Source organism: Rhodobacter xanthinilyticus (assembly GCF_001856665.1).
GTDB lineage: Bacteria > Pseudomonadota > Alphaproteobacteria > Rhodobacterales > Rhodobacteraceae > Rhodobacter > Rhodobacter xanthinilyticus.
In genome coordinates, this window is record NZ_CP017781.1 from 2,111,394 (window position 1) to 2,138,389 (window position 26,996).

The 26,996-nt window shown below is 68.3% G+C and carries 22 protein-coding genes; 16 read left to right on the forward strand and 6 right to left on the reverse strand.

Annotation, left to right across the window (positions count from 1 at the left end):
- The first annotated feature begins 70 nt into the window (after positions 1-70).
- Positions 71-751, forward strand: coding sequence for an orotate phosphoribosyltransferase (locus LPB142_RS10355; RefSeq protein WP_071166329.1), 681 nt, complete (start codon positions 71-73; stop codon positions 749-751).
- Between the two features lie 218 nt (positions 752-969).
- Positions 970-2,460: a replicative DNA helicase gene (locus LPB142_RS10360; RefSeq protein WP_068766741.1), complete on the forward strand. Its 1,491-nt coding sequence runs from the start codon at positions 970-972 to the stop codon at positions 2,458-2,460.
- A gap of 23 nt (positions 2,461-2,483) precedes the next feature.
- On the opposite strand, the gene LPB142_RS10365 is transcribed toward LPB142_RS10360, so the two are convergent.
- From LPB142_RS10365 to LPB142_RS10375, 3 genes are read right to left on the reverse strand one after another with little or no spacing between them, the layout of a single operon-like run.
- Positions 2,484-3,389 carry a hypothetical protein gene (locus LPB142_RS10365; protein ID WP_071166330.1) on the reverse strand — a complete coding sequence of 302 codons (906 nt, stop codon included), beginning with the start codon at positions 3,387-3,389 and terminating at the stop codon, positions 2,484-2,486.
- 4 nt (positions 3,390-3,393) lie between these two features.
- Complete coding sequence (locus LPB142_RS10370; protein ID WP_071166331.1) at positions 3,394-5,631, reverse strand: glycosyltransferase family 61 protein; 2,238 nt, start codon at positions 5,629-5,631, stop codon at positions 3,394-3,396.
- Between the two features lie 11 nt (positions 5,632-5,642).
- Positions 5,643-6,389 carry an FkbM family methyltransferase gene (locus LPB142_RS10375; RefSeq protein WP_071166332.1) on the reverse strand — a complete coding sequence of 249 codons (747 nt, stop codon included), beginning with the start codon at positions 6,387-6,389 and terminating at the stop codon, positions 5,643-5,645.
- A 200-nt stretch (positions 6,390-6,589) separates the two neighbouring features.
- On the opposite strand from LPB142_RS10375, the gene LPB142_RS10380 reads away from it, so the two are divergent.
- From LPB142_RS10380 to purF, 10 genes are all read left to right on the forward strand, one after another.
- Positions 6,590-8,971: a glycosyltransferase family 2 protein gene (locus LPB142_RS10380; protein WP_071166333.1), complete on the forward strand. Its 2,382-nt coding sequence runs from the start codon at positions 6,590-6,592 to the stop codon at positions 8,969-8,971.
- A 59-nt stretch (positions 8,972-9,030) separates the two neighbouring features.
- Positions 9,031-9,846: a hypothetical protein gene (locus LPB142_RS10385; protein WP_068766736.1), complete on the forward strand. Its 816-nt coding sequence runs from the start codon at positions 9,031-9,033 to the stop codon at positions 9,844-9,846.
- A gap of 45 nt (positions 9,847-9,891) precedes the next feature.
- On the forward strand, positions 9,892-10,593 hold the full coding sequence (locus LPB142_RS10390; RefSeq protein WP_068766735.1) for a class I SAM-dependent methyltransferase: 702 nt from the start codon (positions 9,892-9,894) through the stop codon (positions 10,591-10,593).
- A gap of 40 nt (positions 10,594-10,633) precedes the next feature.
- A complete protein-coding gene (gene alr, locus LPB142_RS10395) occupies positions 10,634-11,683 on the forward strand; it encodes an alanine racemase (RefSeq protein ID WP_068766734.1) in 1,050 nt (349 codons plus the stop codon).
- Entirely contained in the window at positions 11,680-12,459 is a 780-nt protein-coding gene (locus tag LPB142_RS10400) for an MlaE family ABC transporter permease (protein ID WP_071166334.1), read from the forward strand. Before alr ends, LPB142_RS10400 begins: the two co-directional genes overlap by 4 nt.
- Complete coding sequence (locus LPB142_RS10405; protein ID WP_068766732.1) at positions 12,456-13,202, forward strand: ABC transporter ATP-binding protein; 747 nt, start codon at positions 12,456-12,458, stop codon at positions 13,200-13,202. The genes LPB142_RS10400 and LPB142_RS10405 overlap by 4 nt, the downstream gene beginning before the upstream one ends.
- Positions 13,203-13,256: 54 nt before the next feature.
- Complete coding sequence (locus LPB142_RS10410; RefSeq protein ID WP_156506877.1) at positions 13,257-13,676, forward strand: paraquat-inducible protein A; 420 nt, start codon at positions 13,257-13,259, stop codon at positions 13,674-13,676.
- 181 nt (positions 13,677-13,857) lie between these two features.
- Complete coding sequence (gene radA / locus LPB142_RS10415) at positions 13,858-15,225, forward strand: DNA repair protein RadA (RefSeq protein ID WP_071166335.1); 1,368 nt, start codon at positions 13,858-13,860, stop codon at positions 15,223-15,225.
- 21 nt (positions 15,226-15,246) lie between these two features.
- Positions 15,247-15,858 carry a CvpA family protein gene (locus LPB142_RS10420; protein WP_071166336.1) on the forward strand — a complete coding sequence of 204 codons (612 nt, stop codon included), beginning with the start codon at positions 15,247-15,249 and terminating at the stop codon, positions 15,856-15,858.
- A 109-nt stretch (positions 15,859-15,967) separates the two neighbouring features.
- Positions 15,968-17,440, forward strand: a complete 1,473-nt coding sequence (gene purF, locus LPB142_RS10425) for an amidophosphoribosyltransferase (protein ID WP_071166337.1) — start codon at positions 15,968-15,970, stop codon at positions 17,438-17,440.
- 219 nt (positions 17,441-17,659) lie between these two features.
- Here the strand turns inward: purF and LPB142_RS10430 are convergent, their stop codons facing one another.
- Entirely contained in the window at positions 17,660-18,037 is a 378-nt protein-coding gene (locus LPB142_RS10430) for a cell division protein ZapA (RefSeq protein ID WP_071166338.1), read from the reverse strand.
- A complete protein-coding gene (locus LPB142_RS10435) occupies positions 18,030-18,659 on the reverse strand; it encodes a hypothetical protein (RefSeq protein ID WP_071166339.1) in 630 nt (209 codons plus the stop codon). The genes LPB142_RS10430 and LPB142_RS10435 overlap by 8 nt, the downstream gene beginning before the upstream one ends.
- 198 nt (positions 18,660-18,857) lie before the next feature.
- On the opposite strand from LPB142_RS10435, the gene tkt reads away from it, so the two are divergent.
- Genes tkt through LPB142_RS10450 form a run of 3 tightly spaced genes read left to right on the forward strand, consistent with a single transcriptional unit; the run spans position 18,858 to position 22,770 of the window.
- Positions 18,858-20,876, forward strand: coding sequence for a transketolase (gene tkt, locus LPB142_RS10440; RefSeq protein WP_071166340.1), 2,019 nt, complete (start codon positions 18,858-18,860; stop codon positions 20,874-20,876).
- On the forward strand, positions 20,873-21,850 hold the full coding sequence (locus tag LPB142_RS10445; RefSeq protein ID WP_232230883.1) for a DMT family transporter: 978 nt from the start codon (positions 20,873-20,875) through the stop codon (positions 21,848-21,850). Before tkt ends, LPB142_RS10445 begins: the two co-directional genes overlap by 4 nt.
- Positions 21,847-22,770, forward strand: coding sequence for a lysophospholipid acyltransferase family protein (locus LPB142_RS10450; RefSeq protein ID WP_083392663.1), 924 nt, complete (start codon positions 21,847-21,849; stop codon positions 22,768-22,770). Before LPB142_RS10445 ends, LPB142_RS10450 begins: the two co-directional genes overlap by 4 nt.
- An 18-nt stretch (positions 22,771-22,788) precedes the next feature.
- On the opposite strand, the gene LPB142_RS10455 is transcribed toward LPB142_RS10450, so the two are convergent.
- The gene (locus LPB142_RS10455) at positions 22,789-23,826 is read right to left on the reverse strand and encodes a DUF1223 domain-containing protein (RefSeq protein ID WP_232230884.1); all 1,038 of its coding nucleotides are present in this window, start codon (positions 23,824-23,826) and stop codon (positions 22,789-22,791) included.
- 403 nt (positions 23,827-24,229) lie between these two features.
- Here LPB142_RS10455 and acnA point away from each other — a divergent pair, with 403 nt between their 5' ends.
- On the forward strand, positions 24,230-26,983 hold the full coding sequence (gene acnA / locus LPB142_RS10460) for an aconitate hydratase AcnA (protein ID WP_071166341.1): 2,754 nt from the start codon (positions 24,230-24,232) through the stop codon (positions 26,981-26,983).
- Positions 26,984-26,996: the final 13 nt, after the last annotated feature.

A 26,996-nucleotide genomic window follows, 5' to 3' on the forward strand; every position in this document is an offset into this window, starting at 1 on the left:
CCCGGCCCCGCCATCGGACGCTCCGCGGGGGATATTTGGAGCAAGATGAAAGCATGAAAGGACGACAGAGATGATCCCGACGAGCTTCCCCGCGAAGGACGAAATCGCCCGCCTCAGCGCGCGGATGTTGCTGGAAATCGGCGCGGTCAATTTCCGCCCCGAGGAGCCCTTCATCCTCGCCTCGGGCCTGCCGAGCCCGACCTATATCGATTGCCGCAAGCTGATCAGCTTCCCGCGGATCCGCGCGACCTTGATGGATTTCCTGGCGGTGACGGTGATGCGCGAGGCGGGTTTCGAGGCCTTCGACAATATCGCGGGCGGCGAAACCGCGGGGATCCCCTTCGCGGCGCTGGTGGCCGAGCGGCTCGCGCTGCCGATGACCTATGTGCGCAAGAAGCCGAAGGGCTACGGGCGCAACGCGCGCATCGAAGGCGTGATGACCGAGGGCGAGCGGGTGCTCCTCGTCGAGGATCTGACCACCGACGGCGGCTCGAAGCTGAGCTTTGTCGACGCGATCCGCGAGACCGGGGCGAGCTGTGCGCATACGGCGGTGATCTTCTATTATGGGATCTTCCCCGAGACGGTGGGCAAGCTCGAGGAGCATGGCGTCGGGCTGCATTACCTGTGCACCTGGTGGGATGTGCTGGCCGAGGCCCGCGCGCAGGGGCATTTCTCGAAGGAGACCCTCGATGAGGTCGAGGCCTTCCTGAGCGATCCGCGCCCCTGGCAAGAGGCCCGCAAGCAGGGCTGAGATAACGGGGGAAAAGCCTGTGGACAGGTTGGGGACGGTTCGCGCGCCGAATCGTCCCGCCCCGCCCCGCGCCCCCAGATCTTGCGGTGCGCCCCCGCGCCCCCCACATCAAACCCGCCAAGCTCGGCCCCGCGGCCGGGCTTATCCCCATTTTTATCCAGATAGCCGAACCGGCGCAGGCTCCGCTAAGAGAGCCCCTTGAGCAGACAGAGGCGACGATGACCACCCTTGCCGCGATCCCCACCGAAATGCCCGCAACCGCCGCGGAAGACATCGATCCGCATAATATCGAGGCCGAGCAACAGCTTCTCGGCGCGATCCTGACCAACAACGACATCTTCGACCGGATCGCCGCGATCGTGCGGCCCGAGCATTTCTACGAGCCGGTGCACCGGCGCATCTATGAAACCGCGATCGCGCGGATCCAGAAGAATGCGCTGGCCTCGCCGGTCACGCTCAAGGGCTATCTCGAGGATGACCCGGGGCTCAAGGAGCTCGGCGGGCCGGCCTATCTCGCGCGGCTCGCGGGCGCGGCGATCTCGGCCTATGCGGCGCGCGATTATGCGCAGATGATCCATGACCTCGCGCTGCGCCGCGAGCTGATCCGGCTCGGCAAGGATCTCTCGGCCTCGGCCACCAAGCTCGATGTCGGCATCGAGCCCGAGGAGCTGATCGTGAAGACCGAGGGCGCGCTTTACAAGCTCGCCGAGACCGGCACCGCCGAGAAGGGATTTGTGAGCTTTCTCAAGGCGGTGACCGAGGCCGTGCAATCGGCCAATGCCGCCTATCAGCGCGAGGGGGGCCTCGCCGGCGTCTCGACGGGCCTGCGCGATCTCGACAAGAAACTCGGCGGGCTGCACCCGTCCGACCTTCTGATCCTCGCCGGGCGCCCCTCGATGGGCAAGACCTCGCTCGCCACCAACATCGCCTTCAACATCGCCAAGGCCTACAAGCGCGGCCAGCGCCCCGACGGCTCGGAGGGCGCGGTCGAGGGCGGGGTCGTGGGCTTCTTCTCGCTGGAAATGTCGGCCGAGCAGCTCGCCGCGCGGGTGCTCTCCGAGGCCTCCGAAGTGCCCTCCGAACAGATCCGCCGCGGCGACATGACCGAGGCCGAGTTCCGCCGCTTCGTCGAGGCGGCGAAGGCGCTCGAGACCTGCCCGCTTTACATCGACGACACGCCCGCGCTGCCGATCAGCCAGGTCGCGGCGCGCTGCCGGCGGCTCAAGCGCACCCACGGGCTCGATGTGGTGATCGTCGACTACCTGCAACTGCTGCGCGGCACCGGGCGCACCGACAACCGCGTGCAGGAAATCGGCGAGATCTCGATGGGCCTCAAGGCGATCGCCAAGGAGCTCAACATCCCGGTGATGGCGCTCTCGCAGCTCAGCCGGACGGTGGAAAGCCGCGAGGACAAGCGCCCGCAGCTCTCCGACCTGCGCGAATCCGGCTCGATCGAGCAGGACGCCGACGTGGTGATGTTCGTCTACCGCGACGAATATTACCACGAGCGCATGAAACCGCCGGAAGACGACCCGAAATTCGCCGAATGGATGCAGAAGGCCGAGCGGGTGCATGGCAAGGCCGAGGTGATCCTCGGCAAGCAGCGCCACGGGCCGATCGGCACCGTCGAGGTCGCCTTCGAGAGCCGCTTCACCCGCTTCTCCGATCTCGCCAAACCCTGGCAGGGCGAGGGCGGCGAGGGCTTCTGAGCCCCGCCCCCCCCGCCTCGGGCCTATTCCAGCGCCTCGCCGGCCGCGGCCGGGGCGGCGTTCTTGATCTGGCCGATCCGGCGCACGCCCGCCCATTTCTCGAGATAATTCTTCGCCGGGCGCACAAGGCCGACCTCGCGCAGCACCTCGAGATTGCGGTAATGCACCGTGAAAATCTCGCGATCCGCCGGCAAGGGCTCGCCGCGCGAGCGCCCGCCGAGGATCCAGTGCTGCTCATCGGGCAGGATGTTCCACGCCAGCCCCGCCCGGCGGATCGCGAGCGGCATCGACATCTGGTCGAGATAGGGGCGCTTTTTCGGGATCTCGGGCGCGGCGTCGATCTCCTGGGCGACCTGCATCCAGACCTCGGGGAAGCTCAGCCCCTCGGCGGAGCGATGATCCTCGGGGAAGCAAAACAGCCCCGAGGAGAAATAGGGCACCCGCTCCTCGCCGCGCTTTTGCTTCATCAGCTTGAAGCGCTCCTCGGGGATCTCCATCCCGCACACCCGGTAGATATCGTCCCAGATCGTCTGCGGCGCCCAGTTCATCGAGGCCGCCTTCGAGAGCGACACATGCCCGGGCCGCGCCAGCGCCTCGACCACGTTCGGCCGGATGCACAGCACATCGGAATCCATGAAGCACGAAAACGGCGTGTCGCGCTTTTCGAGCGTGGCGAGGAGCTTGTTGCCATGCGGATAGGGCGGGTCGAACCGCCCCTCGACCTCGAAGGGGCGCAGATCGCAGCCGAGCCGGTCGAGAACCTTGCGCACATCCCCCGAGACCTCGCCCATCCGCGGCGCCGGACAATAGCCGACGAGCGCGAGCTCGCCCTCGGCGAATTGCTCGCGCAGCGAGGCGGCGAGATAACAGGCCATGATCTGATAGCTCGGCGGCTCGACAATGAAATAGACGGTCATCCGCGGCGCCATCTCGTTACTCCTCTTCCTCGTCCTCAGGGTGGCGCTCCTGCGCGCCCAGCGCCCGGAACGGCTCGCCCCGGCGCTCCTCATAACTCTCCAGAAGCGCCCGGATCTCGGCCTCGCTGGGCAGCTCGGGGCGGAAATCGGCCGGCAGATAGCCGCGCGCGATCAGCTGCGCGAAGAGCGCACCGAAATCGAGCTCGCCGATCGAGCGGAAATCGACCCGCGCCGCATCGCCCGCCACCCAATCGGCCTTGATCACATCGATCACATCCGGGGTAATGCCGCAGAAGTTGCGAAATTGCAGGTCGTAATCGGCCGCATTGGCCTTCGAGCGGCGCAAGATCATGCCCACGCGCCCGCCCGCGGGCATCACATAGGCCGCCAGATGCAGCGCCGACCCATCGAGCGCCACGATCTGCCGCGCGGCCTTGTAATGGGCGATCTGCTCGGTCAGCGGCGCCTTCTCGGGGTAGAAGATCTCATAGCCCGCCCGCGCGAGGTTCTCCTCGATCACCGTCTCGCCCAGGACCCCGCCGCGTTGCGCCGGCAGCCGCGCGCGCGAGACATAGAGCTTCTCGCCCCCCGCCGCGGGCGCCGCCGCGCCGAGCCGGCCCTGCATGAAGGCGCGGTAGGCGGGCGAGCCGGCATAGCGCTCGTTCCAGCCAAAGCCGAGCTCGGGCACGAACAGCCGCTCGACGCGCTGGATATGGGCAAAGCTGCGCACCGGCAGGTCGATGCCGAGCGTCTGGAAGAACCCCGCCTGCCCCTCGATCGCGCGCCGCACCGGCTCGATCGCGCCGCGATAGGGCAGATAGATCAGCCCGTCGACGCCGCCCTCGATATGGTCGAGCGCCCAGAGCCGGGCCGAGGATTCCACCAGGAAATGGCCGAAATGGCCGCGGAAATGGCCGCAGAAGAGGTGCCGCCCGGCCAGCTCCTCGATCTCGTCCTCGGGGTGGATGGTCGGCGCGGGCGTGGTCTTGCGCGCCCGGATCCAGGCTTTCGAGAGCTCGACCCAGTCGCCCTTGGCGTCGATCACCCCGGAGGCCAGCGGCGTGTCATGTTCGCGCTCGGGCACCACAAGCGCCGCGCCGAGCGACAGGATCTCGCCGGTGAACACCCCGGCCGCACCGCCGGGCACGAGGATCCGCTCATCGCCCTCCGCGCGCGCCGCGCTCATCCGCCCGCGCGCCTCCTTCTCGGCGCGCCGCGCCTTGCGCTGCTTGCGCAAGAGCCGCCGCGCGGCCTTCATCTCCGGGTCGATCTCGAGGCTGAGCTCGGCCACCCGCGCCGCCAGCGCATCATGGCCGCGCGCATCGGCCGATTTGATCAACCCGCGCCGCCAGCCATGCAGATCGCGCCGCCCGCGCATCGCGCGCGCCCAGGCCTGCGCATCGACCCGCCCCGCCGCCGCCGCCTCGATCAGATCTTGCAAGACGCCGAGCTCCTTGACCATCCGGATCGCCCGATGGCCAAAGAGCGGCGCGATCAGCCGCGTCACCCGCGGCCCCGCGATCCGCGCGGCATGCAGCCGGTCCTCATGCTCGAGCGGGTCATAGACCAGCGTCACCTCCTGATCGGTGATCGCCGCGGCCGCGTCGCGATAGGGCAGCTCCTCGCTCCAATCCCATTTGCGCTGCGCATAGCGGTAGCGCTTGTCGAAGGGCACGATCTTGCGCGCGAGCGTCGTCTGCGGCGAAAACGCCAAGACCCGCGCCCCCGGCACCAGCCCCGCATAGGCCAGCGCCGCATAGCCGCCCATCGAGGCGCCGACGAAGAGAATGTTGCGAAACCGCGCGAAGAACCCCGCCTCGCGCAGCGCGGTGATCACCGCCGCCGTCTCGGCATTGCGATACCAATCCTTGCGCGAGGCCATGATCCCGAGGATCGAGGCCCCGGCCTTGGCCGCGCGGCCCTGCAACCAGGGCTGCGGCGGGTCATATTCGCCGATCGAATTGAGGTTGTCGAAGGTCACCCAGAGCGTGTCGGAGCGGTGCAGGAACCACGCATCAACGAGCCCCGCGCGCAGCACAAACGCCGCGCGCCCCGCGGCCGCGGCGGCGTCGGGCGCCTCTTCGGGGGTCTCAAAGAGCGCCGGATAGGGCCGGCTCAGCCCCGGCTCCTGATCATCCGCGCCATCGCCGTCCTCGGCCAGATCCTCGGGCGCGCGGGTCTCCTCCGGCGCCTCACCCTGCCCCTGCGCGGCCCGCGTCTCGTCCAGCACCCCGGCCGCTTCTTCCGGCTTCATCGCCGCTCTCCTCAACCCTTGCGATAGATATGCACACCCGGCAGCGAGTTTTCCTCGTCCTGCTCAAAGCCCTTGTCGCGCAGGATATGGCGGATCTCGCGCATCCCCTCGCGGCCATAGATCTTGCGATGCACCTCGAAGACCAGCACCGAAACCCCGCTCAGATCGGCATCGCGCAGGAACGGCAGCTCCCCCCCCTCGATATCCATCATGATCGCATCATGGGGGAATTCGGCGCTCAGATCGGCATAGCGGATCACCGGCACCTCGACCGCGGTGCCCGCCGCCGCCTTCGAGGCATCGAGCCCCGAGCCGAGGAAATTGGTCGCGACATGGAAGCTGACATGCTCAGGCGCATCGGGGGCGGAAAACACCACCGAATGGCGCAGCTCGATCCGGTCGGCGAGCCCGTTATGGGCGTAAAGCGCGCGCGCGGGGTCGATCATCTTCGGGTTGGCCTCGATCGAGAGCACCGCGGCGAGATCGAGGTTCTTGGCCAGAACCGCCCCCACCACGCCCGAGCCCGCGCCCATTTCGAGCAGCCGCGCCCCCCGCGGGATCGCCTTGAGGCCGCAGGCGACCTCCTTGCCCTCATAGCCGCCCTCGCGCAGCCGCCCGCGCATCCGCGGCGTGAAATGCGGCATGTTGAGCACCTCGACGCCGTGATAGACGGCAAGCAGCGCGCCATAGGGCACCTTCGCGCCCGGCGTTTCGAGATCCGGCGCCGCGAAGGCCGCTTGCGTGTCGATATTGCTCATCCTGCCTCACCTTTGTGTCTGGTCCGCCACGTCCGGGCATTGTTTCCAGAATAGAGACGGTTAACAGGGCTGTCACCCCAAAACCGGCCAATGCCGCACCGCCCCTTGCCGTTGCAGAGGATCCTGCGATAAATTGGCGAAAATATGGAAATAAACGGTTTACGAGCGGGCATTACCCCGGCGGGGCAGAAAGGCAAGCGATGACCAAGGACGCATCGCCCGAGGGGCAAGAGGCCGAGGCGGCGACCCCGGGCGACGACGCGGCGCGCGCGGCGGGTGAGCGCCCCGCCAAGGGCAAGAGCCAGGGCCAGGGCCAGGGCAAAGCCAAGGGCCAGGGCGGCGCAAAGGCCGCCGCCAAGACCAAGGCCGCCGCCAAGGCGAAGGCCAAGCCCCCCCACGCCGAGGAGGAGGCCGAGGAGGAGGGCTTTGGCGAGGACGATCTCGACAGCCCCGATGACGACGAGGCGCGCGAGGCCGCCGCCGAAGCCGCAGGCCAGCCCTCGCCGCGCGCCCGCCTGAAAGCCGCCCGCGAAGAGGCCGAGCGCCACCCCGAGCGCCCGCGCGGCGCGGCGCCGCTGTGGGGCACCGTGCCCTTCTCGCTCAAGCGCCATGTCTCGCCCCACGGTCAGGTGACCGCCGTCTCGATGATGAAGGACGAAGGCCCCTATGTCATCGAATGGGTCGCCCATCACCTCGCGATCGGCTTCACCGACCTGATCGTCTACACCAATGATTGCTCGGACGGCACCGATGACATGCTGATCCGCCTCGAGGAGCTCGGCCTCGCGCATCACCGGCGCAACGTGATCCCCGAAGGCATCCGCCCGCAGCCCTCCGCGCTCAACTACGCTCAGGACGACCCGCTCGTCGGGCTCTCCGACTGGGTTCTGGTCTTCGATGCCGATGAATTCGTCTCGATCAAATACGGCGATGGCACGCTCGATCAGCTGATCGCCGCCGCCAAGGAGCAAGGCGCCAATGGCATCGTGATCACCTGGCGGATCTTCGGCTCGGGCGGCGTCGTCGAATGGTCGCGCGCGCCGGTGAGCGAGCAATATCTGATGGCCGCACCGCCCGAATGGAACAAGGGCTGGGGGGTGAAGACGCTGTTCACCTTCGACCCGGAGTATTGGAAGCTCGGCATCCACCGCCCGAAGATGAAGACCCGCCACATCAAGACCGAGTTCCCCGATCAGGTGAAATGGCTCAACGGCTCGGGCCGCGAGATGGAGGATTACTTCAAGTTCCGCGGCTGGCGCTCGATCACGCGCACGGTCGGCTATGACTGGGTGCAGCTCAACCATTACGCGGTGAAATCGGTCGACAGCTACGCGATCCGCAAGCTGCGCGGCAATGTCAACAACAAGAAAGACAAGTATAATTCCGATTACTGGTCGCTGCAGGACCGCAACGAGGTGCGCGACGAGACGATGCTGCGCTACAAGGCGCGGCGCGATGCGATCATTGCCGAGCTGCTGACCGATCCGGTGCTCAACCGCCTCCACCATGCCGCGGTGGCGCGCGCCGAGGCGCGGCTGGCCGAGATCAAGGGCACCGAGGCCTATGTCAAGCTCGTCGAGGATCTCGCCGCCGCCTCGGCGGTGCCGCTGAGCCAGATCGTCGCCAAACCCCCGCAGGCGCGCGACCGCGAGAAGATCGCCGCGCTGATGAGCGAGGTGGAGCGCCAGCGCGGGCTGAAAGCGCGCGAGGAGCGCAAGGCCGCGGGCCCGCGCGAGCCGATCGAGACGGTGCCTTTGGGCAATTTCGTCGCCGGGCCGGTGGTGACCGAGCCGCCCTATGCGGGCGACTGGGTCAAGAACCACACGATGGAGCTGCCGCTCGACCACCGGATCTTCAACACCCCGATGCTCGGCGTGATCGGCAAGGGCAAGTTCGACCGCGGGCTCGCGCGGCGGATGCCCTCGGTGCTGCCGCAGGGCGCCAGCGTGCTCGAGATCGGCGCGGGGGTGGGCTTCGTGATGGGCCATCTGGCGGCGGTGCGCCCCGATCTGACCCTCGCGATGGCCGAGGAGGACGAAGGGCTCGCCGCCGCGCTGCGGCTGATCGCGGCGCGAAACGGCCGCGATCTGACCCGCGCGCCCGAGCTGATCGCCGCGCCGCTCGGCGCCGACCCGGCCGGCGCGATCCTCGCCCAGATCGCCGCGCGCCGCCCGCAGGCGCTGCTGCTCGCCGATCCGCGGATCTCGCCCGAGGTCTTCGCCGCGATCCTCGCCCATGCGGGGCGGCCCGATTGCCCGATGCCGGGGCTGGTGTTCCTCCATGGCCGGCTCCTCGAGGCCCATCGCGCGCGGCTGGCGGAGTATGACGCGCTGATCGAGCCGCGCGGTTTTGTGCAGGGCTTTGGCTTCGACCCGAACCTGACGCGCGGCTATGGCTATGGCCTCGCCCCGCCCGACCCCGCCGCCCGCGAGGCGCGCAAGCGCAAGAAAGCGGCGCAGTCCGAGGGCGACGAGCCCCAGACCGACGGGGCCGAGGGCGCCGAACCCCGGACCGACGAGACCGCCCCGAACGCCGACCTTGCCCCGAACTCCGACCTTGCCCGAGGGGCAGGCGAGTTGTAACCCTTGAGAAACCCCGCCGCCGCGCGCCGCGCGCGGCCAAAGCGAAAGGCCGCCTTCCCGTGTCGAACACCATCCGCCGCCCCGTCGCCTCGCTCTGGATCGGCGAGCGCCTGCATTATCTCAACCAGATGTGCCTGCTCTCCCATGTCCAGGCCGGCCACCCGACCACGCTTTACTGCACCGACACGGTGACCAATGTCCCCGAGGGCGTCGAGGTCCGCCCGGCGACCGAGATCATGGATATCGACATGGCGATCGTCGAGCAGACCTCGGCCTCGTTCCTGTCGAACGTGTTCCGCTACAAGATGATCAAGAAGACCGATGCGGTCTGGATCGACTGCGATGCGTTTTGCCACCGCCCCTTCCCCGACGAGATGCAGAACATCTACGCCGGCCACGGCTTCCGCGGCGCGCTCAACTGCGGGGTGGTCTATATCCCGCGCGAGGGCGAGCTGATCGACGTGCTGCTCGATTACTACGAAAACCTCCCCGAGGCGCCGCCGTGGTTCAACAAGCAGCAACGCAAGCGGATCGCCAAGCAGGACACCTCGCTGCCGCAGGCGGTGCGGATCTACAACGCCGAGCGCACCGCCTTTGGCCCGCAGGCCTTCACCTATTTCGCCCAGCAGACCGGCGATTACGAGAAGGCGCTCAGCCACGACGTGCTCTACCCGGTGCCGTTCCAGCTCAACGACATCTTCTACGACCCCTATGGCCGCGTCGAGGGCTGGTTCACCGATGCGACCCTCTCGGTCCATCTCTACACCAACGGCACCAAGCCCTGGTGGCGCAAGAACGTGCCGCTCGAGAATTCCTATGCCGCGCGGATGGCCGCGCAGACCGGCGTCGACCCGGCCAAGGCGCTCGAGGAATAATCCCGGTCGGGGGGCCCGCCGCCCCCCGCACCTGAAAGGACGACCATGGGCATTTCCCTGATCCCCGCGCTGTTTCTGGCCCGCAACGCCGCCCATGTCGCCCCCGAAGGCCGCGGGCTGGTGCTCGGGCGGCAAAAGCTGCACATGCGCGACCGCCGCGTCGTGCGCTTTCTCAAGATGATGGCCGCGATGGGCAAGCCGCTCACCGAGGAGCAGATCCGCCAGGAGGACGGCTTCACCGAGGCGCTCTTCACCGCGCTCGGCTACCCGGAGATGGAGGCGCTCGATTTCACCGATGCCGAGGGCGCGCAGCATGTGCACGACCTCAACCACCCCTGCCCCGACCATCTGCGCGGCCAGTTCGACGTGGTGCTCGATGGCGGCACGACCGAACATATCTTCCACATCGGCGCCGCGCTCGATACCTGCCATGAGCTGCTCAAACCCGGCGGCGTGGTGATGTCCTATGTCGCGGCCGATGGCTGGTTCGGGCATGGCTTCTTCCAGACCGGGCCCGATGTGCCCTGGCGCTACTGGCACCATGCGCGCGGCTACGAGATGCTCGAGGTCTCGATCGCGCCGCGCGCCTTCCCCGGCCAGCTGATCGAGATCCCCGATCCGACCGGCCAGCCCCGCGGCGGCGAGCGCTTCCTCGAGGGCCCGCATATGATCGTCTATGCCGCGCGCAAACCGCTCGAGGCGCCGCCCTACGCACCGCCGATCCAGGGCCATTACGTCCACGACTGACGCCCTCCCCCCTCCCTCCCAGACCAAGACCGGATAGACCATGGCCACCGCTTCGCTCCGCATCGACCTCGACGCAATCCTCGCCAACTGGCGCGCGCTGGACGCGCTCTCGGGCCCCGCCACCGAAACCGGCGCGGTGGTCAAGGCCAACAGCTACGGGCTCGGCGCGGCGCGCGTGGCGCGCGCGCTGGCCCGCGCGGGGGCGCGCAAGTTCTTCGTGGCCTGCACCGAGGAGGGCGTGGCGGTGCGTCAGGCGCTCGGCGAGGGGCCGCAGATCTTCATCTTCTCCGGCCATATGGCGGGCGATACCGAGATGATCGCCGATCTCGGGCTGACGCCGATGCTCAACTCGCTCGATCAGGTCACCCGCCATTTCGAGGCCCTGCCCGGCGCGCCCTTCGGGATCCAGCTCGATACCGGCATGAACCGGCTTGGCTTCGAGGCGCCCGAATGGCAGGCCGTCGCGCCGATCGTGCTGCCGCAGGGCCCCGAACTCGTGATGTCGCATCTGGCCTGCTCGGATGAGCCCGAACACCCGATGAACGCCGCCCAGCTCGCGCAATTCCACGCGATGACCGACGGGCTCGGCGTCAAACGCTCGCTCTCGGCGACGGGCGGGCTCCTGATGGGCCCGGCCTTCCACTTCGACGTGGTGCGCCCCGGCATCGGCCTTTACGGCGGGCTGCCCTTCGAGGCGGCCGAGCCCGTTGTGCGCCTGACCCTGCCGGTGGTGCAGGTCCGCGAGGTCGCGCCGGGCGAGACGGTGGGCTATTCCAACGCCTGGGAGGCCGAGGGGCCGAGCCGCATCGCCACCGTCTCGGCGGGCTATGCCGACGGCATCCACCGCACGCTCGGCGGGCGCGCGACGCTCTGGGCGGGCGATGTGCCCTGCCCGGTCGTCGGCCGGATCTCGATGGATCTGATCACCGTCGATGTCACCCATCTGAGCGAGATCCCCGCCGGGCTCGACCTGCTCGGGCCCTGTCAGGGGGTCGATGATGTCGCCGATGTCGCGGGCACGATCGGCTATGAGATCCTGACCGGGCTCGGCCAGCGCTACGCGCGCCACTATGTCGAGGGCGCGCGGTGATCGCTGCCGCGCTCGCAGGCCTCGGCCGCGCCGCCTTGGGCGCGCTCGCGGGCCTCGGACGCGGCGCCCTCTTCGCGGCGCGGGCGACGAGCCATATCGTCCGCCCGCCCTTCTACCCGCGCGAATTCGGCCAGGCGCTTTTGCAGATCGGCTGGCTCTCGCTACCGGTCGTCGGGCTCACCGCGCTCTTCACCGGCGCGGCGCTCGCGCTGCAGATCTACGCAGGCTCCTCGCGGTTCTCGGCCGAAAGCGTTGTCCCCACGATCACCGCGATCGGCATGGTGCGCGAGCTCGGCCCGGTGCTCGGCGGGCTGATGGTGGCGGCGCGCGTGGCCTCCTCGATCGCGGCCGAAATCGGCACGATGAAGGTCACCGAACAGATCGACGCGCTCGTCACCCTCTCGACCAACCCGATGAAATATCTCGTGGCGCCGCGGCTTCTGGCGGCAGTGGTGAGCGTGCCGGCGCTCGTCGCGGTGGGCGATGCGATCGGGATCCTGGGCGGGTGGCTCGTGGGCACCGGGCGGCTCGGCTTCAACGCGGCGGCCTATCTCGACAACACCTGGGCCTATCTCGAGCCCTGTGATGTGGGCTCGGGGCTGGTGAAAGGCGCGGTCTTCGGCGCGGTGATCGCGCTCGCGGGCTGCTATGCGGGGATGCAGTCGGGGCGCGGCGCGCAGGGCGTGGGGCGGGCCACGAAATCGGCCGTCGTGCTCGCCTCGATCGCGATCCTCGGCTCGAATTACCTGCTCACGGAGGCGTTCTTCCGGTCATGATCGAGCTTGAGCGCGTCACCAAATCCTTCGGCCCGAACGCCGTCCTGCGCGGGCTCGACCTTTCCGTCGCGCGCGGCGAAAGCCTCGTGGTGATCGGCGGCTCGGGCAGCGGAAAATCCATTCTTCTCAAATGCATCCTCGGCCTTGTTGAACCAGATGGCGGGGTCATCCGGCTCGAGGGGCGCGATGTCCGCGAGGCCCCGCGCGAGGCGTTTCTGGCGCGCTTTGGCATGCTCTTTCAGGGCGGCGCGCTCTTCGACAGCCTGCCGGTATGGCAAAACGTGGCGTTTCGGCTGCTGCGCGGGCGCCTCAAACGCCCCCGCGCCGAGGCCCGCGAGATCGCGGTCGAAAAGCTCCGCCGCGTCGGCCTCGCCCCCGAGGTCGCCGATCTCTACCCCGCCGAACTCTCGGGCGGCATGCAAAAACGCGTGGCGCTGGCCCGCGCCATCGCCGCCGAGCCCGAGGTGATCTTCTTCGACGAACCCACCACCGGCCTCGACCCGATCATGGCCGGCGTGATCAACGACCTGATCCGCGAGATCGTGACCGAAATGGGCGCCACCGCGATCACCATCACCCATGACATGACCTCGGTCCGCGCCATCGCCGACCGCGTCGCGATGCTCTATCAGGGGCGTATCGAATGGGCCGGGCCGATCACGGAAATGGACGCAACCTCAAACCCTTACGTCCAACAGTTCATCCATGGCCGCGCCACCGGCCCGATCGCCGCGCTGCGCTGACCCCGCATGAAGATCACACCGCAATCCCCTGAGCTGAAATCATTTTTCTTCCAAATGGCGCCTTTTGCGCTGCTCCTTCTCTTCCCCATCGCCTGGGCGGCGCCGCTGCTGCGCGCAGGGCTCCTGCCGATCTTCGGCCTCGAGGAAATCTCGGTCCTCTCCGGCCTCGCGGCGCTTTGGGAAAAAGATATCCTGCTCGCGCTCCTCGTGGCCTTTTTCGCCATCGTCGCGCCCTGGCTGAAGCTCCTCGGCCTGATCGCGCTGCAATCGGGCCGCGCGCCGGCCCGCCTCGCCCGCCCGCTCACCGCCCTCGGCCGCCTCGCAATGGCCGATATCTTCCTGATCGCGCTCTATATTGTCATCGCGAAGGGCGTCGGCGTCGGCCGGCTCGAGACCGGCTGGGGGCTTTACCTGCTGAGCTTTTGCATCCTCGCCTCGCTCGCGCTCTCGCATCTGCCGCCGCGCAAGGCCTGAGCGCCAGGGGGCGCCGCCCCCTCGGGCTACGCCCTCACCCCCGGGATATTTCGACATCGTTGAAGGGAAACCGTCTGCTTTCAACGATGTGCAAATATCCCGGGGGACCGAGGCTCTGCCTCGGGGGGGCAGCGCCCCCGAGCGCCCTTGCCGCCCGCGCGGGGCTCTGCCATGAAGGGCCATGGCCAAAGCACCCGCTCTTTTCACCTGCACCGCCTGCGGCGCCGCCCACAAGAAATGGGCCGGGCGCTGCGAGGCTTGTGGCGCCTGGAACACGATCATCGAGGAGGCGCCGCTCTCGGCGGGGCCTTCGGGCAAGGGGCTGGGCGGGGTCAAGGGGCGCCAGATCGCGCTGACCACGCTCTCGGTCGAAGAGCCGCCGCCGCCGCGCACGCTCTCGGGGATGGCGGAGTTCGACCGGGTGCTGGGGGGCGGGCTGGTGCCGGGCTCGGCGATCCTGGTGGGCGGCGATCCGGGCATCGGGAAATCCACGCTGCTGCTGCAAGCCATCTCAAGTTTTGCCCGCAAGGGGCTGAAAACGATCTACATTTCCGGCGAAGAGGCCTCGGCGCAGGTGCGCATGCGGGCCGCGCGGCTCGGGCTTGCGGATGCGCCGGTGGCGCTTGGTGCCGAGACCAATCTGCGCGATATCCTGACCACGCTCGAGGCCGAGCGCCCCGATCTCGCGGTGATCGATTCGATCCAGACGATGTGGGTCGACACGGTCGAGGCCGCGCCCGGCTCGGTCAGCCAGGTGCGCGCGGCCGCGCATGAGCTCGTCACCTTCGCGAAATCGCGCGGCGTCTCGATCGTGCTCGTTGGCCATGTCACCAAGGAGGGTCAGATCGCGGGCCCGCGCGTCGTCGAGCATATGGTCGACACGGTGCTCTATTTCGAGGGCGAGCGGGGCCATCAGTTCCGCATCCTGCGCGCGGTCAAGAACCGCTTCGGCCCGGCCTCCGAGATCGGCGTCTTCGAGATGACCGGCGCGGGGCTGGCCGAGGTCGCCAACCCCTCGGCGCTGTTTCTGAGCGAGCGCGGCCAGCCCGCGCCGGGCTCTGCGGTCTTTGCCGGCATCGAGGGCACGCGCCCGGTTCTGACCGAGATCCAGGCGCTCGTCGCGCCCTCCTCGCTCGCCTCGCCCCGGCGCACGGTGGTGGGGCTCGACTCGGGCCGCGTCTCGACGATCCTCGCCGTGCTCGAGAGCCGCTGCGGCATCCCCTTCACCGGGCTCGATGTGTTTCTCAACGTCGCGGGCGGCATGCGCGTGATGGAGCCCGCCGCCGATCTCGCCCTCGCCGCGGCGCTTCTGAGCGCGCGCGAAGATGTGGCACTTCCGCCAGACATGGTGATTTTCGGCGAGATTTCCCTCTCGGCGGCGCTGCGGCCGGTCGGTCAGGCGGAAAACAGGTTGAAAGAGGCGGAGAAACTTGGTTTCTCACAGGCAATCCTGCCGCAAGGGACCAAGGTCGCGGGCGGCGCCGGGATGCGGCTGCGACAGCTGCCGGATCTCGTGACATTCGTTGGGGACATGTTCGGCGCGGGGTGACGCGCCCTGAAGCGGGGACGCATGGACGGCTTTACCATCATCGACGCCATCGTGGCGATCGTCATCATTCTCTCGGCGATCCTCGCCTACAGCCGCGGCTTCGTGCGCGAAGGGCTCGCGATTGCGGGCTGGGTCGCGGCGGCGGTCGTGGCCTATATCTTCGCCGATGCGGCGCGGCCCTTGATCGCGCAGCTGCCGGTGCTGAACAAATTCCTCGCCGACAGCTGCGAGCTCGCCACGATCGGCGGCTTTGCGGCGGTCTTTGCGCTCGCGCTCGTGGTCTTCTCGATCCTGACGCCGCTCTTTGCCTCGGCGGTGCAGCGCTCGGCGCTCGGCGGGCTCGATCAGGGCCTGGGCTTCCTCTTTGGCGTGCTGCGCGGGGTCGTGCTCGTGGCGGTGGCCTTCGTGGTCTATGACCGGGTGGTGGTCTCCGATGCGATCCCGGTGGTCGAGGCCTCGCGCTCGGCCAAGGTGTTTTCGCGGATGAGCGGGCAGATGGATGAGACCATGCCCGCCGATGCGCCCGGCTGGATCGTGGCGCGCTATGAGCAGCTCGTGTCGAAATGCGTGGCGCCCGCCGTGCCCGCGACACCTGCGGCGACGCCCGCGCCCACGACCGCGCCCGCGAACTGAGCGCGAAAGTGACATCAAGGTGACAACTTTCCAGGCGGGAGGGCTTTGCAGCCCTCCCGTTTCGCATTAAATGACCCTCGCAAGCCTCCCGGACCAAGGACAGCTCCCCATGACCCACCCGGCCAGCCCGTTCCTCTCGCACCCGTTCGACGACGACAAGCTCAAGGAAGAATGCGGCGTCTTCGGCGTCATCGGCGTGGCGGATGCCGCGAATTTCGTGGCGCTCGGGCTCCACGCGCTGCAACACCGCGGCCAGGAAGCGGGCGGCATCGTCTCGCATCACCCCGAGAAGGGCTTCAACTCCGCCCATCGCTTCGGCTATGTGCGCGACAATTTCACCAAGGCCTCCTTGATGGAGACCCTGCCGGGCCCGCTCGCGATCGGCCATGTGCGCTATTCGACCGCGGGCTCGAAGGGCGCGGTGATCCGCGATATCCAGCCCTTCTTCGGCGAATTCTCGATGGGCGGCTGCGCGATCGCGCATAACGGCAACCTGACGAACGCCGAGGCGCTGCGCCTCGAGCTGATCGAACGCGGCGCGATCTTCCAATCCTCCTCGGATTCGGAATGCATCATCCACCTGATGGCGCGCTCGATCCAGAAGCACCACGCCGACCGCATCGCCGATGCGCTGCGCCGCGTCGAGGGCGCCTTCTCGGTGATCGCGATGACGCGCACCAAGCTGATCGGCGTGCGCGACCCGCTCGGCGTGCGCCCCTTGGTGCTCGGCCGGATCGGCGACAACGGCTTCGTGCTCTCCTCCGAGACCTGCGGGCTCGACATCATCGGCGCGGAATTCGTGCGCGAGATCGAGCCGGGCGAGATGGTGGTGATCCAGGACGGCCGGGTCGAGAGCTCGCGCCCCTTCGGCCCCTCGAAAGGCCGCTTCTGCATCTTCGAACATGTCTATTTCTCGCGCCCCGACAGCATCATCAGCGGCCGCTCGGTCTATGAGACGCGCTTCCAGATCGGCGTCGAACTCGCGAAAGAAGCCCCCGTCGAGGCCGATCTCGTCTGCCCGGTGCCCGATAGCGGCACCCCCGCCGCGATCGGCTATTCGCACCAGTCGGGGATCCCCTTCGCGCTCGGCATCACCCGCAACCAATACATGGGCCGCACCTTCATCGAGCCGACCGAGCAGATCCGCAACATGGGCGTGCGCCTGAAGCTCAACGTCAACAAGTCGATCATCAAGGGCAAGCGGGTGATCCTCGTCGACGACTCGGTCGTGCGCGGCACCACCTCGCGCAAGATCAAGGAGATGATCCTCGATGCGGGCGCGGCCGAGGTGCATTTCCGCATCGCCTCCCCGCCGACCGCCTGGCCGTGCTTCTATGGCGTCGATACGCCCGATCGCAACAAGCTCCTCGCCGCGCGGATGACCGAGGACGAGATGCGCGACTGGATCGGGGTGAACAGCCTGAAATTCATCTCGCTCGACGGGCTCTACCGCGCCGCGGGCGAAAGCGGCGGGCGCAACAACGCCTGCCCGCAATATTGCGACGCCTGTTTCTCGGGCGAATATCCGATCGCGCCCTCGGATCGGATCGCGCATGGCTTCCAGATGAAGGCCGCCGAGTAAGCCTTTGCCCTGAAATGAAAAACCGGCGTGCGGAGCCCTCGCGCGCCGGTTTTTTCCTGCCCGACCGGTCTGCGGAGCGGGCGCTGTCGGATTTTGCGTATTTTTGCCAAGAAGAAACGGCAAGGTCCGGGCAAGAGACTTGGGGCAGAGGCGCGCGCCCTCCCTCTTCTCCTTGGCCAAATACGCAAATCCCCGCGGGCCAAAGGCGCCCGGCGGGGCTCAGAGCGCCTCTTCGACCCGCTCGGCCAGCGCCTCGGCGCGCGCCGCGATCTCGGCCAGCGTCTCGCTCACCTGCGCGGGGATCACCGGCACCTCGACCTTCGCGGGGTTGGCGCGCAGATCGGCGATCTCGGCCTCGAGCGCGTCGAGCTTTTCCTGCGCGAGGCGGAGCTGATCCTCCATCGAGGCGGTCTTGTCGGCGAGCATCAGCCCCGCCATCAGGAGCATCCGCGATTCCGGCATCCGGCCGATCTGGCCCATGATCACCTGCGCCTCGGTATCGAGCATCCCGGCCGCGGCGCGCAGGAAATGTTCCTCGCCCTGCTGGCAGGCCACGTCGAAATCGCGCCCGCCGATCGTGACTTTCACCTCAGGCATGTTCCGCCCCCGTTTCCTTGGCCGCCAAGAGCGGCTCGATCGCGCCCAGCACCTCTTCGATCTCCGCCGCCTCGCTCGCCCGCGCCGCGCGCAGCGCCTCGAGCTCGGCCATCGCGGCGCGGTTGATCAGATGCGCGGCGGGCGACGTGCCCGATTCCATGAATTCCGCGTTGACGGTGCTCAGATCCTTGTTGACCCGCCGCAGCCGGGCGATCTCGACCTGCGCGGCCTCATAGCTCTTCATCGTCTGCGCGAGGCGTTTTTCCATCGCCGAGACCATGGTTTCCTGTTTCTCGCGGATCGCGCGGACGCGTTCGGAGAGCTGGGCATTGGCGGTGCGCTCGGCCTCGAGCGCCTCGGTCAGCCGCGCGATCTCGGCCTGGGCGGCGGCGGCGGCTTGTTGCTCGGCGGCGCGGGCCAGCACTGCGGGGATCTCAGGCGCGGCTTCGGGCGCGGCTTCGGGCTGCGGTTCGGGCGCGGGTTCGGGCTGCGTCTCGACCGCCTCCTCCTCGACCGTCCCTGCCTCGGGCGCGGCCGGGCGGCTGGTCAGCGTCTCGACCCCGCGCGAGATCCGTTCCAGCGCGAAACTGATCCGGCGTTCATATTCGGCAATCTCGCTCATCGGCCTCTTTCCCTGCCCCCGCAAACCCGCCCCTGGCGGCGCGAATCGCACCTGGGGCTCTTTCGTAACAGTTTACACATCAAGCGCACCCCAAGCCCACCCTTTTGCATCAAGGACTTGGGCGCCGCGCTTGATCTCGCGCCGATCCCTGCTATCAGGGGCGCAAGTTACCGTTATCACCGCAATGAGGACAGGCTCTTGGATATCGCCAGCTTGCGTGCCGCGCACCCCGACCATTGGAAACTCGCCACCGCGATCCGCGCGCTTGCGATGGATGCCGTGCAGGCGGCGAATTCGGGCCACCCCGGCATGCCGATGGGCATGGCCGATGTCGCCACGGTGCTCTACCGCAACCACCTCAAATTCGATGCCTCGGCCCCCAACTGGGCGGACCGTGACCGTTTCATCCTCTCGGCGGGCCATGGCTCGATGCTGCTTTATGCGCTCTTGCATCTGACCGGCTATGCCCAGGCGACGCTGGCCGAAGTGAAGACCTTCCGCCAATGGGGCTCGCGGATGGCGGGGCACCCGGAATACGGCCATCTCGAGGGCGTCGAGACCACCACCGGCCCGCTCGGCCAGGGGATCTCGACCGCGGTCGGCATGGCGATCGCCGAGAAATCGATGAAGGCGCGCTTTGGCGCCAAGGTCGTCGATCACAAGATCTGGGTGATCGCGGGCGATGGCTGTCTGATGGAGGGCATCAGCCAGGAGGCGATCGGCCTTGCGGGCAAGCAGGAGCTCGACAACCTGATCGTGCTTTGGGACAACAACAACATCACCATCGATGGCCGCGTCACGGTGTCGGACATCACCGATCAGCACGCGCGCTTTGCCGCTTCGGGCTGGGATGTGCTGGCCTGCGACGGCCATGACCCGGCCGATATCGACCGCGCCTTGACTGAGGCGAAAAAGGCCAAGCGCCCGGTTCTGGTCGATTGCAAGACGATCATCGGCTTCGGCTCGCCCAACAAGGCCGACAGCTATTCGGTCCATGGCGCGCCGCTGGGCGATGCCGAGATCGCCGCGACGCGGGCGGTCTATGGCTGGGAGCATGGGCCCTTCGAGATCCCGGCCGAGATCAAGGCCGAATGGGAAGCGATCGGCGCGCGCGGCGCGGCGGAGCGGGCCGAGTGGGAGGCGCGACTGGCTGCGCTCTCGCCGGCGAAAGCGGCCGAGTTCGAGCGGCAGATGAGCCGCGGTGTGTCGAAGAAGCTCGGCGCCGCGATCCGCGCCTTCAAGAAGGCCAATTCCGAGGCCGCGCCGAAGGTGGCGACCCGCAAGGCCTCCGAGATGGTGCTGGCCGCCGTCAACCCGGTGGTGCCCGAGACGATGGGCGGCTCGGCCGACCTGACCGGCTCGAACCTGACCAAGACCTCCGACATCTCGGATTTCATGCCCGACAACCGCAAGGGCCGTTACCTGCGCTACGGCATCCGCGAGCATGGCATGGCGGCGGCGATGAACGGGCTCTACCTGCATGGCGGCGTGCGCCCCTATGGCGGCACCTTCTTCTGCTTCACCGATTACGCCCGCGGCGCGATGCGTCTTTCGGCGCTGATGGGGGTTCCGGCGGTCTATGTCATGACCCATGACTCGATTGGCCTGGGCGAAGACGGCCCGACCCACCAGCCGGTCGAGCATCTCGCGATCTGCCGCGCGACGCCGAACACCTGGACCTTCCGCCCCGCCGATGTGATCGAGACCGCCGAGGCCTGGGAGCTCGCGCTCTCGGCCGAGAAGACCCCCTCGGTGCTCGCGCTCTCGCGCCAGAACCTGCCCACGCTGCGCACCAAGCACACCGCGACCAACATGGTCGCCAAGGGCGCCTATGTGCTCGAGGAAGCGGCGGGCAAGCGTCAGGTGATCCTGATGGCGACCGGCTCCGAGGTCGAGATCGCGCTGAAAGCGCGCGATCTCTTGCAAGCCGAGGCGATCGGCACCCGCGTCGTCTCGATGCCCTGCATGGAGCTTTTCGCGGCGCAGGACGAGGCCTACCGGCGCAAGATCCTGCCGCCCGGCGCGGTGCGTGTGGCGGTCGAGGCCGCGGTGCGCCAGCCCTGGGATCGCTGGCTCCTGGGCGAGCGCGGCTCCGAGAAGAAGGCGGGCTTTGTCGGCATGGAGGGCTTTGGCGCCTCCGCCCCGGCCGAGCGGCTCTATGCCGAATTCGGCATCACCCCCGAGGCGATCGTCGCCAAGGTCAAGGCCCTGCTGTGAGCCTGAGCGCGCAGGAGACATCCAAGGGGGGGCCGGCCGCGGCCCCCTCTGCCATTTCGTGCCCCTCCGCCGCCGCCCCCGCCGCCCCGCCGCAGGGCGCGAGCGCGCGCGGCATCGCCTATCTGCTCGGCGCGCTCGCGCTCTTCACGCTGATGGATGCGACGGCGAAATTCCTCGGCACGCGCTACCATCCGTTCGAGATCGTCTGGGTGCGGTTCGCGCTGAACTTCCTGATCCTGCTCGCGATCTTCCGCGCCCGGGTGCCGGGGCTCTTGCGCAGCCGCCAGCCGGGGCTGCAGCTTGCGCGCACGCTCGCGCAGGTGGCGACGGTGACGCTCTTCTTCGCCGCGGTGAGCCGGCTCGGCCTTGCCGAGGTCACCGCGCTTTTCGATATCAACCCGGTGCTGATCTCGCTCGGCGCGGCGCTCTTTCTGGGCGAGCGGCTCGGGCCGCGCCGCCTTGCGGGGATCGGCGCGGCCTTTGTCGGCGCGCTGATCATCCTGCGCCCCGGGGTGGCGGCCTTCGACCCGGTGGCGCTTCTGGCGCTCGCGGGTGCGGTGACCTATGCCGCGGGCGCGCTGCTCACGCGGGTGCTGCGCGACGAGCCGATCGGCACCTCGCTTCTGTGGTCGGCGCTGGTGGGGGTGCTGGCCTCCTCGCTCGCGCTGCCCTTCGTCTGGACCCCGCCTGCGCTCGCCGATCTGTGGCTTTTCGCGGCGCTCGGCGGGCTCGGCTCGCTGGGCCAGCTCCTCTTGCTGCGCGCCTTCGCCGAGACCGAGGCCGGCGCGCTCGCGCCGTTCGGCTATTTCGGGCTGATCTTCGCGAGCCTCTGGGGCGCGCTGATCTTCGGGCAATTGCCTGACGTCGCGACCTGCCTCGGTGCGCTTGTGATCGTGGGCGCGGGTGTTTATGTCTGGGCCCGAGAACGCCGTGCGGCGCGGCCCGCGCCCGCCCCCGATCCTTTCGAGCCATGAGCGACACTGACCCCACCTCCCCCGCGCCGCTGACCGACCGCCTCGTCGCGCGCGGCTTTGCGCTGGCGATGGGCGCGCTCGGGCGCCTGCCCTATCCGCGCCGGATCGCCACCGCCGGCGCCATCGCGCGCGGCCTCGCGCCGCTGATCGGCTGGCGCCGCCGGATCCGCGAGAACCTCGCGCTCGCCTGCCCCGATCTGCCGCCCGAGGAGGTCGCGCGGCTCACCCGCGCGGTGCCCGACAATATCGGCCGCTCGCTCGCCGAGATCTACGCCGGCCCCGAATTCCTCGCCCGGGTGCGCGATCTGCCGCTCACCGGCCCCGGCGCGGCGCTCCTCGAAAGCCTGAAGGCCGAGGGCAAGCCCGCCGTGCTGGTGACCGGCCATTACGGCAATTACGACGCCTGGCGCGGCGCACTCGGCCAGCGCGGCTACCCCGTCGGCGCGCTCTACCGGCCGATGAACAACCGCGCCTTCAACGACGCTTATGTCGCCGCGATCCAGGGCATCGCCGGGCCGATGTGGCCGCGCGACAAACGCGGCATGGGCCAGATGCTGCGCCATCTGCGCGAGGGCGGCATGGTCGGGCTCGCGATCGACCAGTTCTTCCATATCGGCGCGCGGCTGACCTTCTTCGGCCAGATCGCCAACACCCCCCTCTCGGCCGCCGAGCTCGCGCTGAAATATGACGCGCCGCTGATCCCGATCTTTGCCCGCCGCCTGCCCGATGGCTTGCGCTTCGAGATCACCGTCGAGGCGCCGATCCCGTCGGGCACGCCCGAGGAGATGTCACAGGCCTTCAACGACCGGCTCGAGGCGCAGGTGCGCGCCCATATGGAGCAATGGCTCTGGGTGCATCGGCGCTGGAAGGTCTGGAACCACGAGGAAGAGCTCGCCCGCGCCCGAGGCGAGATCGACTGAGCCCGCGAAATCAGGGGGTTACTGCAACCGCGCCGCGGCGAGGATCGCCCCCGGCAGCGGCACCGATTTGCCCGGATGGGCGCGCTGCACGATCACCACGGCGGGCTGCTCGCCCTCGATCTTGGCGTTGAGCCGGGTCGGCGCGGTGCCGTCCCATTCGGCCACCGCATGCCAGGCGGTGACGACATTGGCGTAATCGAGCTCAAGCCCGGCATTCTCGCCGCGCAGGATCTCGACCCGGGCCTGCGGCGCATAGCGCACGATCTGCACCACGGTGCCCTCGGTGAGCGGCGGGTTGGCCCAGAGCTCGATCTGATATTGCCCGGCGCCGCCCGAAACCTGAATACCGACCGGGCTCGGCGCGGCGGCGGCCTTCGCCACCGCGGCCTCGAGCGCGGGCGCCTCAGGCGCGACGAGCGCCTCGGCGCCGCCCACGATCATCTGCGGCGTGTAGATCATCCGCTCACCCTTGGCGCGGGCATAGGCCTTCTGGCGGGCGGTGAAGGCGGGCTGGGCGAAAGGGTCCTCCCAGCCGAGATAATCCCAATAATCGACATGCAGCGCGAGCGCGATGATATCGGTGCGCGGCGCGATCTTGGCCATCAGCGCATCGGCGGGCGGGCAGGCCGAACAGCCCTGCGAGGTGAAGAGTTCGACGACGATCGGGCTTTGCACCGGCGGGCGGCTCGCGGTGGCGGCCATCTCAGGGGCGCTGAGGGGGCCGGCGGGGCCCGAAACGGCGCCCGCGACAGCGCCCGAAACCGCACCGGAAACCGCGCCCGTCACCGCACCGGCGACCGCCGAGGCCGCGCCCGCGACATTCGAGGCCGCCGAGCCTGCCGCCGAGAGCGCGCCCGACGCGGCGCCAGAGGCGGGCCCAGACACCGAAGCGGGGCCAGCGCCGCCCGGGCCCGCGCCATTGGCCGCCCCCGCAGCCGTATCGGCGCCGCCCGAGGCCGCGCCCACGGCCTGCGCAAGGGCCGTGCCCGCGCCAAACCCGAGCGCCACAAGGGCGATCCATCCACCGAAAGCTGCGTTGATCGTCGCGCGTGCCATACTGCCTCTGTCGTAGCTGTCCCCTACCTAAAACGCCGCAGGGGCCTTTGCCAATCAAGGTTTTGCGAGGCGCGCCCGGCGCCGCGCCGCGGCACAGCCCGACGCCCCCGCCCCGACGCCCCCGCCCCGACGCCCGCGCCCCGACGCCCGCGCCCCGACGCCCGCGCGCGCGCTTTCCCGGCCCCGCAGGCCGATCCGGCCTTGCCCCCAAGGCGGTTTCCGGTCCAGATAGAGGCGGGCCGCCCGCCAAACCGCCCGCGCCCGCCTGCGGCCGGCGCCCCGGCGCATCGGCAAAAACTGTGTGCAATGGTATACAAATTTGCCACCCCCCCCTTGATCGACTCTCGCAAAAGGGGCAAACACTTGCCCAGCGACACCCTAGAGAGCCAAGGGAGGCCATCTGATGCCCATCGTTACCGGCAAGGATACCGCCAAGACCCGCCGTCAGCTGACGGTCGGCGGCAAATCCGTTTCCTATTATTCGATCCCCGCCGCGCAGGACGCGGGCCTGGGCGATTTCTCGAAGCTGCCCGCTTCGCTGAAAGTCGTTCTGGAGAACATGCTGCGCTTCGAGGATGGCGGGTTCACCGTCTCGGTCGAAGACATCAAAGCCTTCGGTGACTGGGCCAAGATGGGCGGCAAGAACCCGCGCGAGATCGCCTATCGCCCGGCGCGCGTGCTGATGCAGGACTTCACCGGCGTTCCCGCCGTGGTCGACCTCGCGGCGATGCGCGATGGCATCAAGGCGCTCGGCGGCGACGCCAAGAAGATCAACCCGCTGGTCCCGGTCGACCTGGTGATCGACCACTCGGTGATGATCGACGAATTCGGCAACCCGCGCGCCTTCCAGAAGAACGTCGACCTGGAATATGAGCGCAACATGGAGCGCTACCAGTTCCTCAAATGGGGTCAGGGCGCGTTCGACAACTTCCGCGTGGTGCCGCCCGGCACCGGCATCTGCCACCAGGTGAACGTCGAATATCTGGCCCAGACCGTCTGGACCGATACCGACCAGGCCGGTGAGACCGTGGCCTACCCCGACACCCTCGTCGGCACCGACAGCCACACCACCATGGTCAACGGCATGGCCGTGCTCGGCTGGGGCGTGGGCGGGATCGAGGCGGAAGCCGCGATGCTCGGCCAGCCGATCTCGATGCTGATCCCCGAAGTCGTCGGCTTCAAGCTCACCGGCAAGCTCAAGGAAGGCTGCACCGGCACCGACCTCGTGCTGAAAGTCGTGCAGATGCTGCGCAAACACGGCGTGGTCGGCAAATTCGTCGAATTCTACGGCGAAGGCCTCGACAACCTGCCGCTCGCGCAGCGTTCGACGATCGCCAACATGGCGCCCGAATATGGCGCGACCTGCGGCTTCTTCCCGATCGACGATGAAACCCTGCGCTACCTGCGCCAGACCGGCCGCGACGAGGACCGCATCGCGCTCGTCGAAGCCTATGCCAAGGAAAACGGCTTCTGGCGCGGCGCCGATTACGCGCCGGTCTATTCCTCGACGCTCGAGCTCGACATGGGCGCGATCGTGCCGGCGATCTCGGGCCCGAAACGCCCGCAAGATTACCTGCCGCTGACCGATGCCGCCCCGGCCTTCGCCAAGGTCGTCGCCGATTACCGCGGCGTGGACATGAGCGCGCCCGCCAAGGAAATGACCGATGAAGGCGGCCTCGCGGTCGCGCCGAAATCGGGGATCAAGACCGTCGCGGTCGAGGGCAAGGATTATTCGGTCGGTGACGGCTCGGTGGTGATCGCCTCGATCACGTCCTGCACCAACACCTCGAACCCCTATGTGCTGATCGGCGCCGGTCTCGTCGCCCGCAAGGCGCGCGCGCTCGGGCTCAAATCGAAACCCTGGGTGAAGACCTCGCTCGCCCCCGGGAGCCAGGTCGTGCAGGAATATCTCGCCGCGGCGAACCTGCAAGACGATCTCGACGCGATGGGCTTCAACATCGTCGGCTTCGGCTGCACCACCTGCATCGGCAACTCGGGCCCGCTCGGCGACCCGGCGATCTCGAAGGCGATCAACGAGAACGATCTCGTCGCCGCGGCCGTGCTCTCGGGCAACCGCAACTTCGAAGGCCGGATCTCGCCCGATGTGCGCGCGAACTTCCTCGCCTCGCCGCCGCTCGTCGTCGCCTATGCGATCGCGGGCGACATGAACATCGACATCACCAAGGATCCGATCGCCCAGACCCCGGAGGGCAAGGATGTCTTCCTCAAGGACATCTGGCCGACCGATGCCGAGATCGCCGAGCTGGTCGAGAAGACCGTGACGCGCGAGGCGTTCCTGTCGAAATACGCCGATGTGTTCAAGGGCGACGCCAAATGGCAGGGCGTGCAGACCTCGGAAGGCGAGACCTATGATTGGCCGGCCGAGTCGACCTACATCCAGAACCCGCCCTACTTCCGCGGCATGTCGCAAGAGCCGGGCGTGATCTCGAACGTCAAGAACGCGCGCGTGCTCGCGATCCTCGGCGACATGATCACCACCGACCACATCTCGCCCGCGGGCTCGTTCAAGCCGACCACCCCGGCCGGCAAATACCTGACCGAGCGCGGCGTGAAGCCGGTCGACTTCAACAGCTACGGCTCGCGCCGCGGCAACCATGAAGTCATGATGCGCGGCACCTTCGCCAATATCCGCATCAAGAACGAGATGCTGGACGGCGTCGAGGGCGGCTATTCCAAGGGCCCGAACGGCGAGCAGACCTCGATCTACGACGCCTCGATGGAATACCAGGCGGCCGGCATCCCGCTGGTGATCTTCGGCGGCATCGAATATGGCGCGGGCTCCTCGCGCGATTGGGCGGCGAAGGGCACCAACCTGCTCGGCGTCAAGGCGGTCATCGCGGAGAGCTTCGAGCGGATCCACCGTTCGAACCTGATCGGCATGGGCGTCATCCCGTTCGAGTTCACCGGCGGCGAAAACCGCAAGTCGCTCGGCCTGACCGGCGACGAAGTGGTGACCATCGAAGGGCTCGAAGGCGATATCAAGCCGCTCTCGCTCGTGCCCTGCACGATCACCTTCAAGGATGGCACCGTCAAAACCATCCAGCTCAAGTCGCGCATCGATACCGAGGTCGAGATCGAATACCTCAAGAACGGCGGCGTGCTGCACTACGTGCTGCGCAACCTCGCCAAGTCGTAAGCGCCCCACACCG

Bases quoted from the DNA above. Each gene is read 5' to 3' on its own strand.
- LPB142_RS10355 (WP_071166329.1), top strand. From the start codon at position 71: ATGATCCCGACGAGCTTCCCCGCGAAGGACGAAATCGCCCGCCTCAGC.
- LPB142_RS10360 (WP_068766741.1), top strand. From the start codon at position 970: ATGACCACCCTTGCCGCGATCCCCACCGAAATGCCCGCAACCGCCGCG.
- LPB142_RS10365 (WP_071166330.1), bottom strand. From the start codon at position 3,389: ATGGCGCCGCGGATGACCGTCTATTTCATTGTCGAGCCGCCGAGCTAT.
- LPB142_RS10370 (WP_071166331.1), bottom strand. From the start codon at position 5,631: ATGAAGCCGGAAGAAGCGGCCGGGGTGCTGGACGAGACGCGGGCCGCG.
- LPB142_RS10375 (WP_071166332.1), bottom strand. From the start codon at position 6,389: ATGAGCAATATCGACACGCAAGCGGCCTTCGCGGCGCCGGATCTCGAA.
- LPB142_RS10380 (WP_071166333.1), top strand. From the start codon at position 6,590: ATGACCAAGGACGCATCGCCCGAGGGGCAAGAGGCCGAGGCGGCGACC.
- LPB142_RS10390 (WP_068766735.1), top strand. From the start codon at position 9,892: ATGGGCATTTCCCTGATCCCCGCGCTGTTTCTGGCCCGCAACGCCGCC.
- alr (WP_068766734.1), top strand. From the start codon at position 10,634: ATGGCCACCGCTTCGCTCCGCATCGACCTCGACGCAATCCTCGCCAAC.
- LPB142_RS10405 (WP_068766732.1), top strand. From the start codon at position 12,456: ATGATCGAGCTTGAGCGCGTCACCAAATCCTTCGGCCCGAACGCCGTC.
- LPB142_RS10410 (WP_156506877.1), top strand. From the start codon at position 13,257: ATGGCGCCTTTTGCGCTGCTCCTTCTCTTCCCCATCGCCTGGGCGGCG.
- radA (WP_071166335.1), top strand. From the start codon at position 13,858: ATGGCCAAAGCACCCGCTCTTTTCACCTGCACCGCCTGCGGCGCCGCC.
- LPB142_RS10420 (WP_071166336.1), top strand. From the start codon at position 15,247: ATGGACGGCTTTACCATCATCGACGCCATCGTGGCGATCGTCATCATT.
- purF (WP_071166337.1), top strand. From the start codon at position 15,968: ATGACCCACCCGGCCAGCCCGTTCCTCTCGCACCCGTTCGACGACGAC.
- LPB142_RS10430 (WP_071166338.1), bottom strand. From the start codon at position 18,037: ATGCCTGAGGTGAAAGTCACGATCGGCGGGCGCGATTTCGACGTGGCC.
- LPB142_RS10435 (WP_071166339.1), bottom strand. From the start codon at position 18,659: ATGAGCGAGATTGCCGAATATGAACGCCGGATCAGTTTCGCGCTGGAA.
- LPB142_RS10450 (WP_083392663.1), top strand. From the start codon at position 21,847: ATGAGCGACACTGACCCCACCTCCCCCGCGCCGCTGACCGACCGCCTC.
- LPB142_RS10455 (WP_232230884.1), bottom strand. From the start codon at position 23,826: ATGGCACGCGCGACGATCAACGCAGCTTTCGGTGGATGGATCGCCCTT.
- acnA (WP_071166341.1), top strand. From the start codon at position 24,230: ATGCCCATCGTTACCGGCAAGGATACCGCCAAGACCCGCCGTCAGCTG.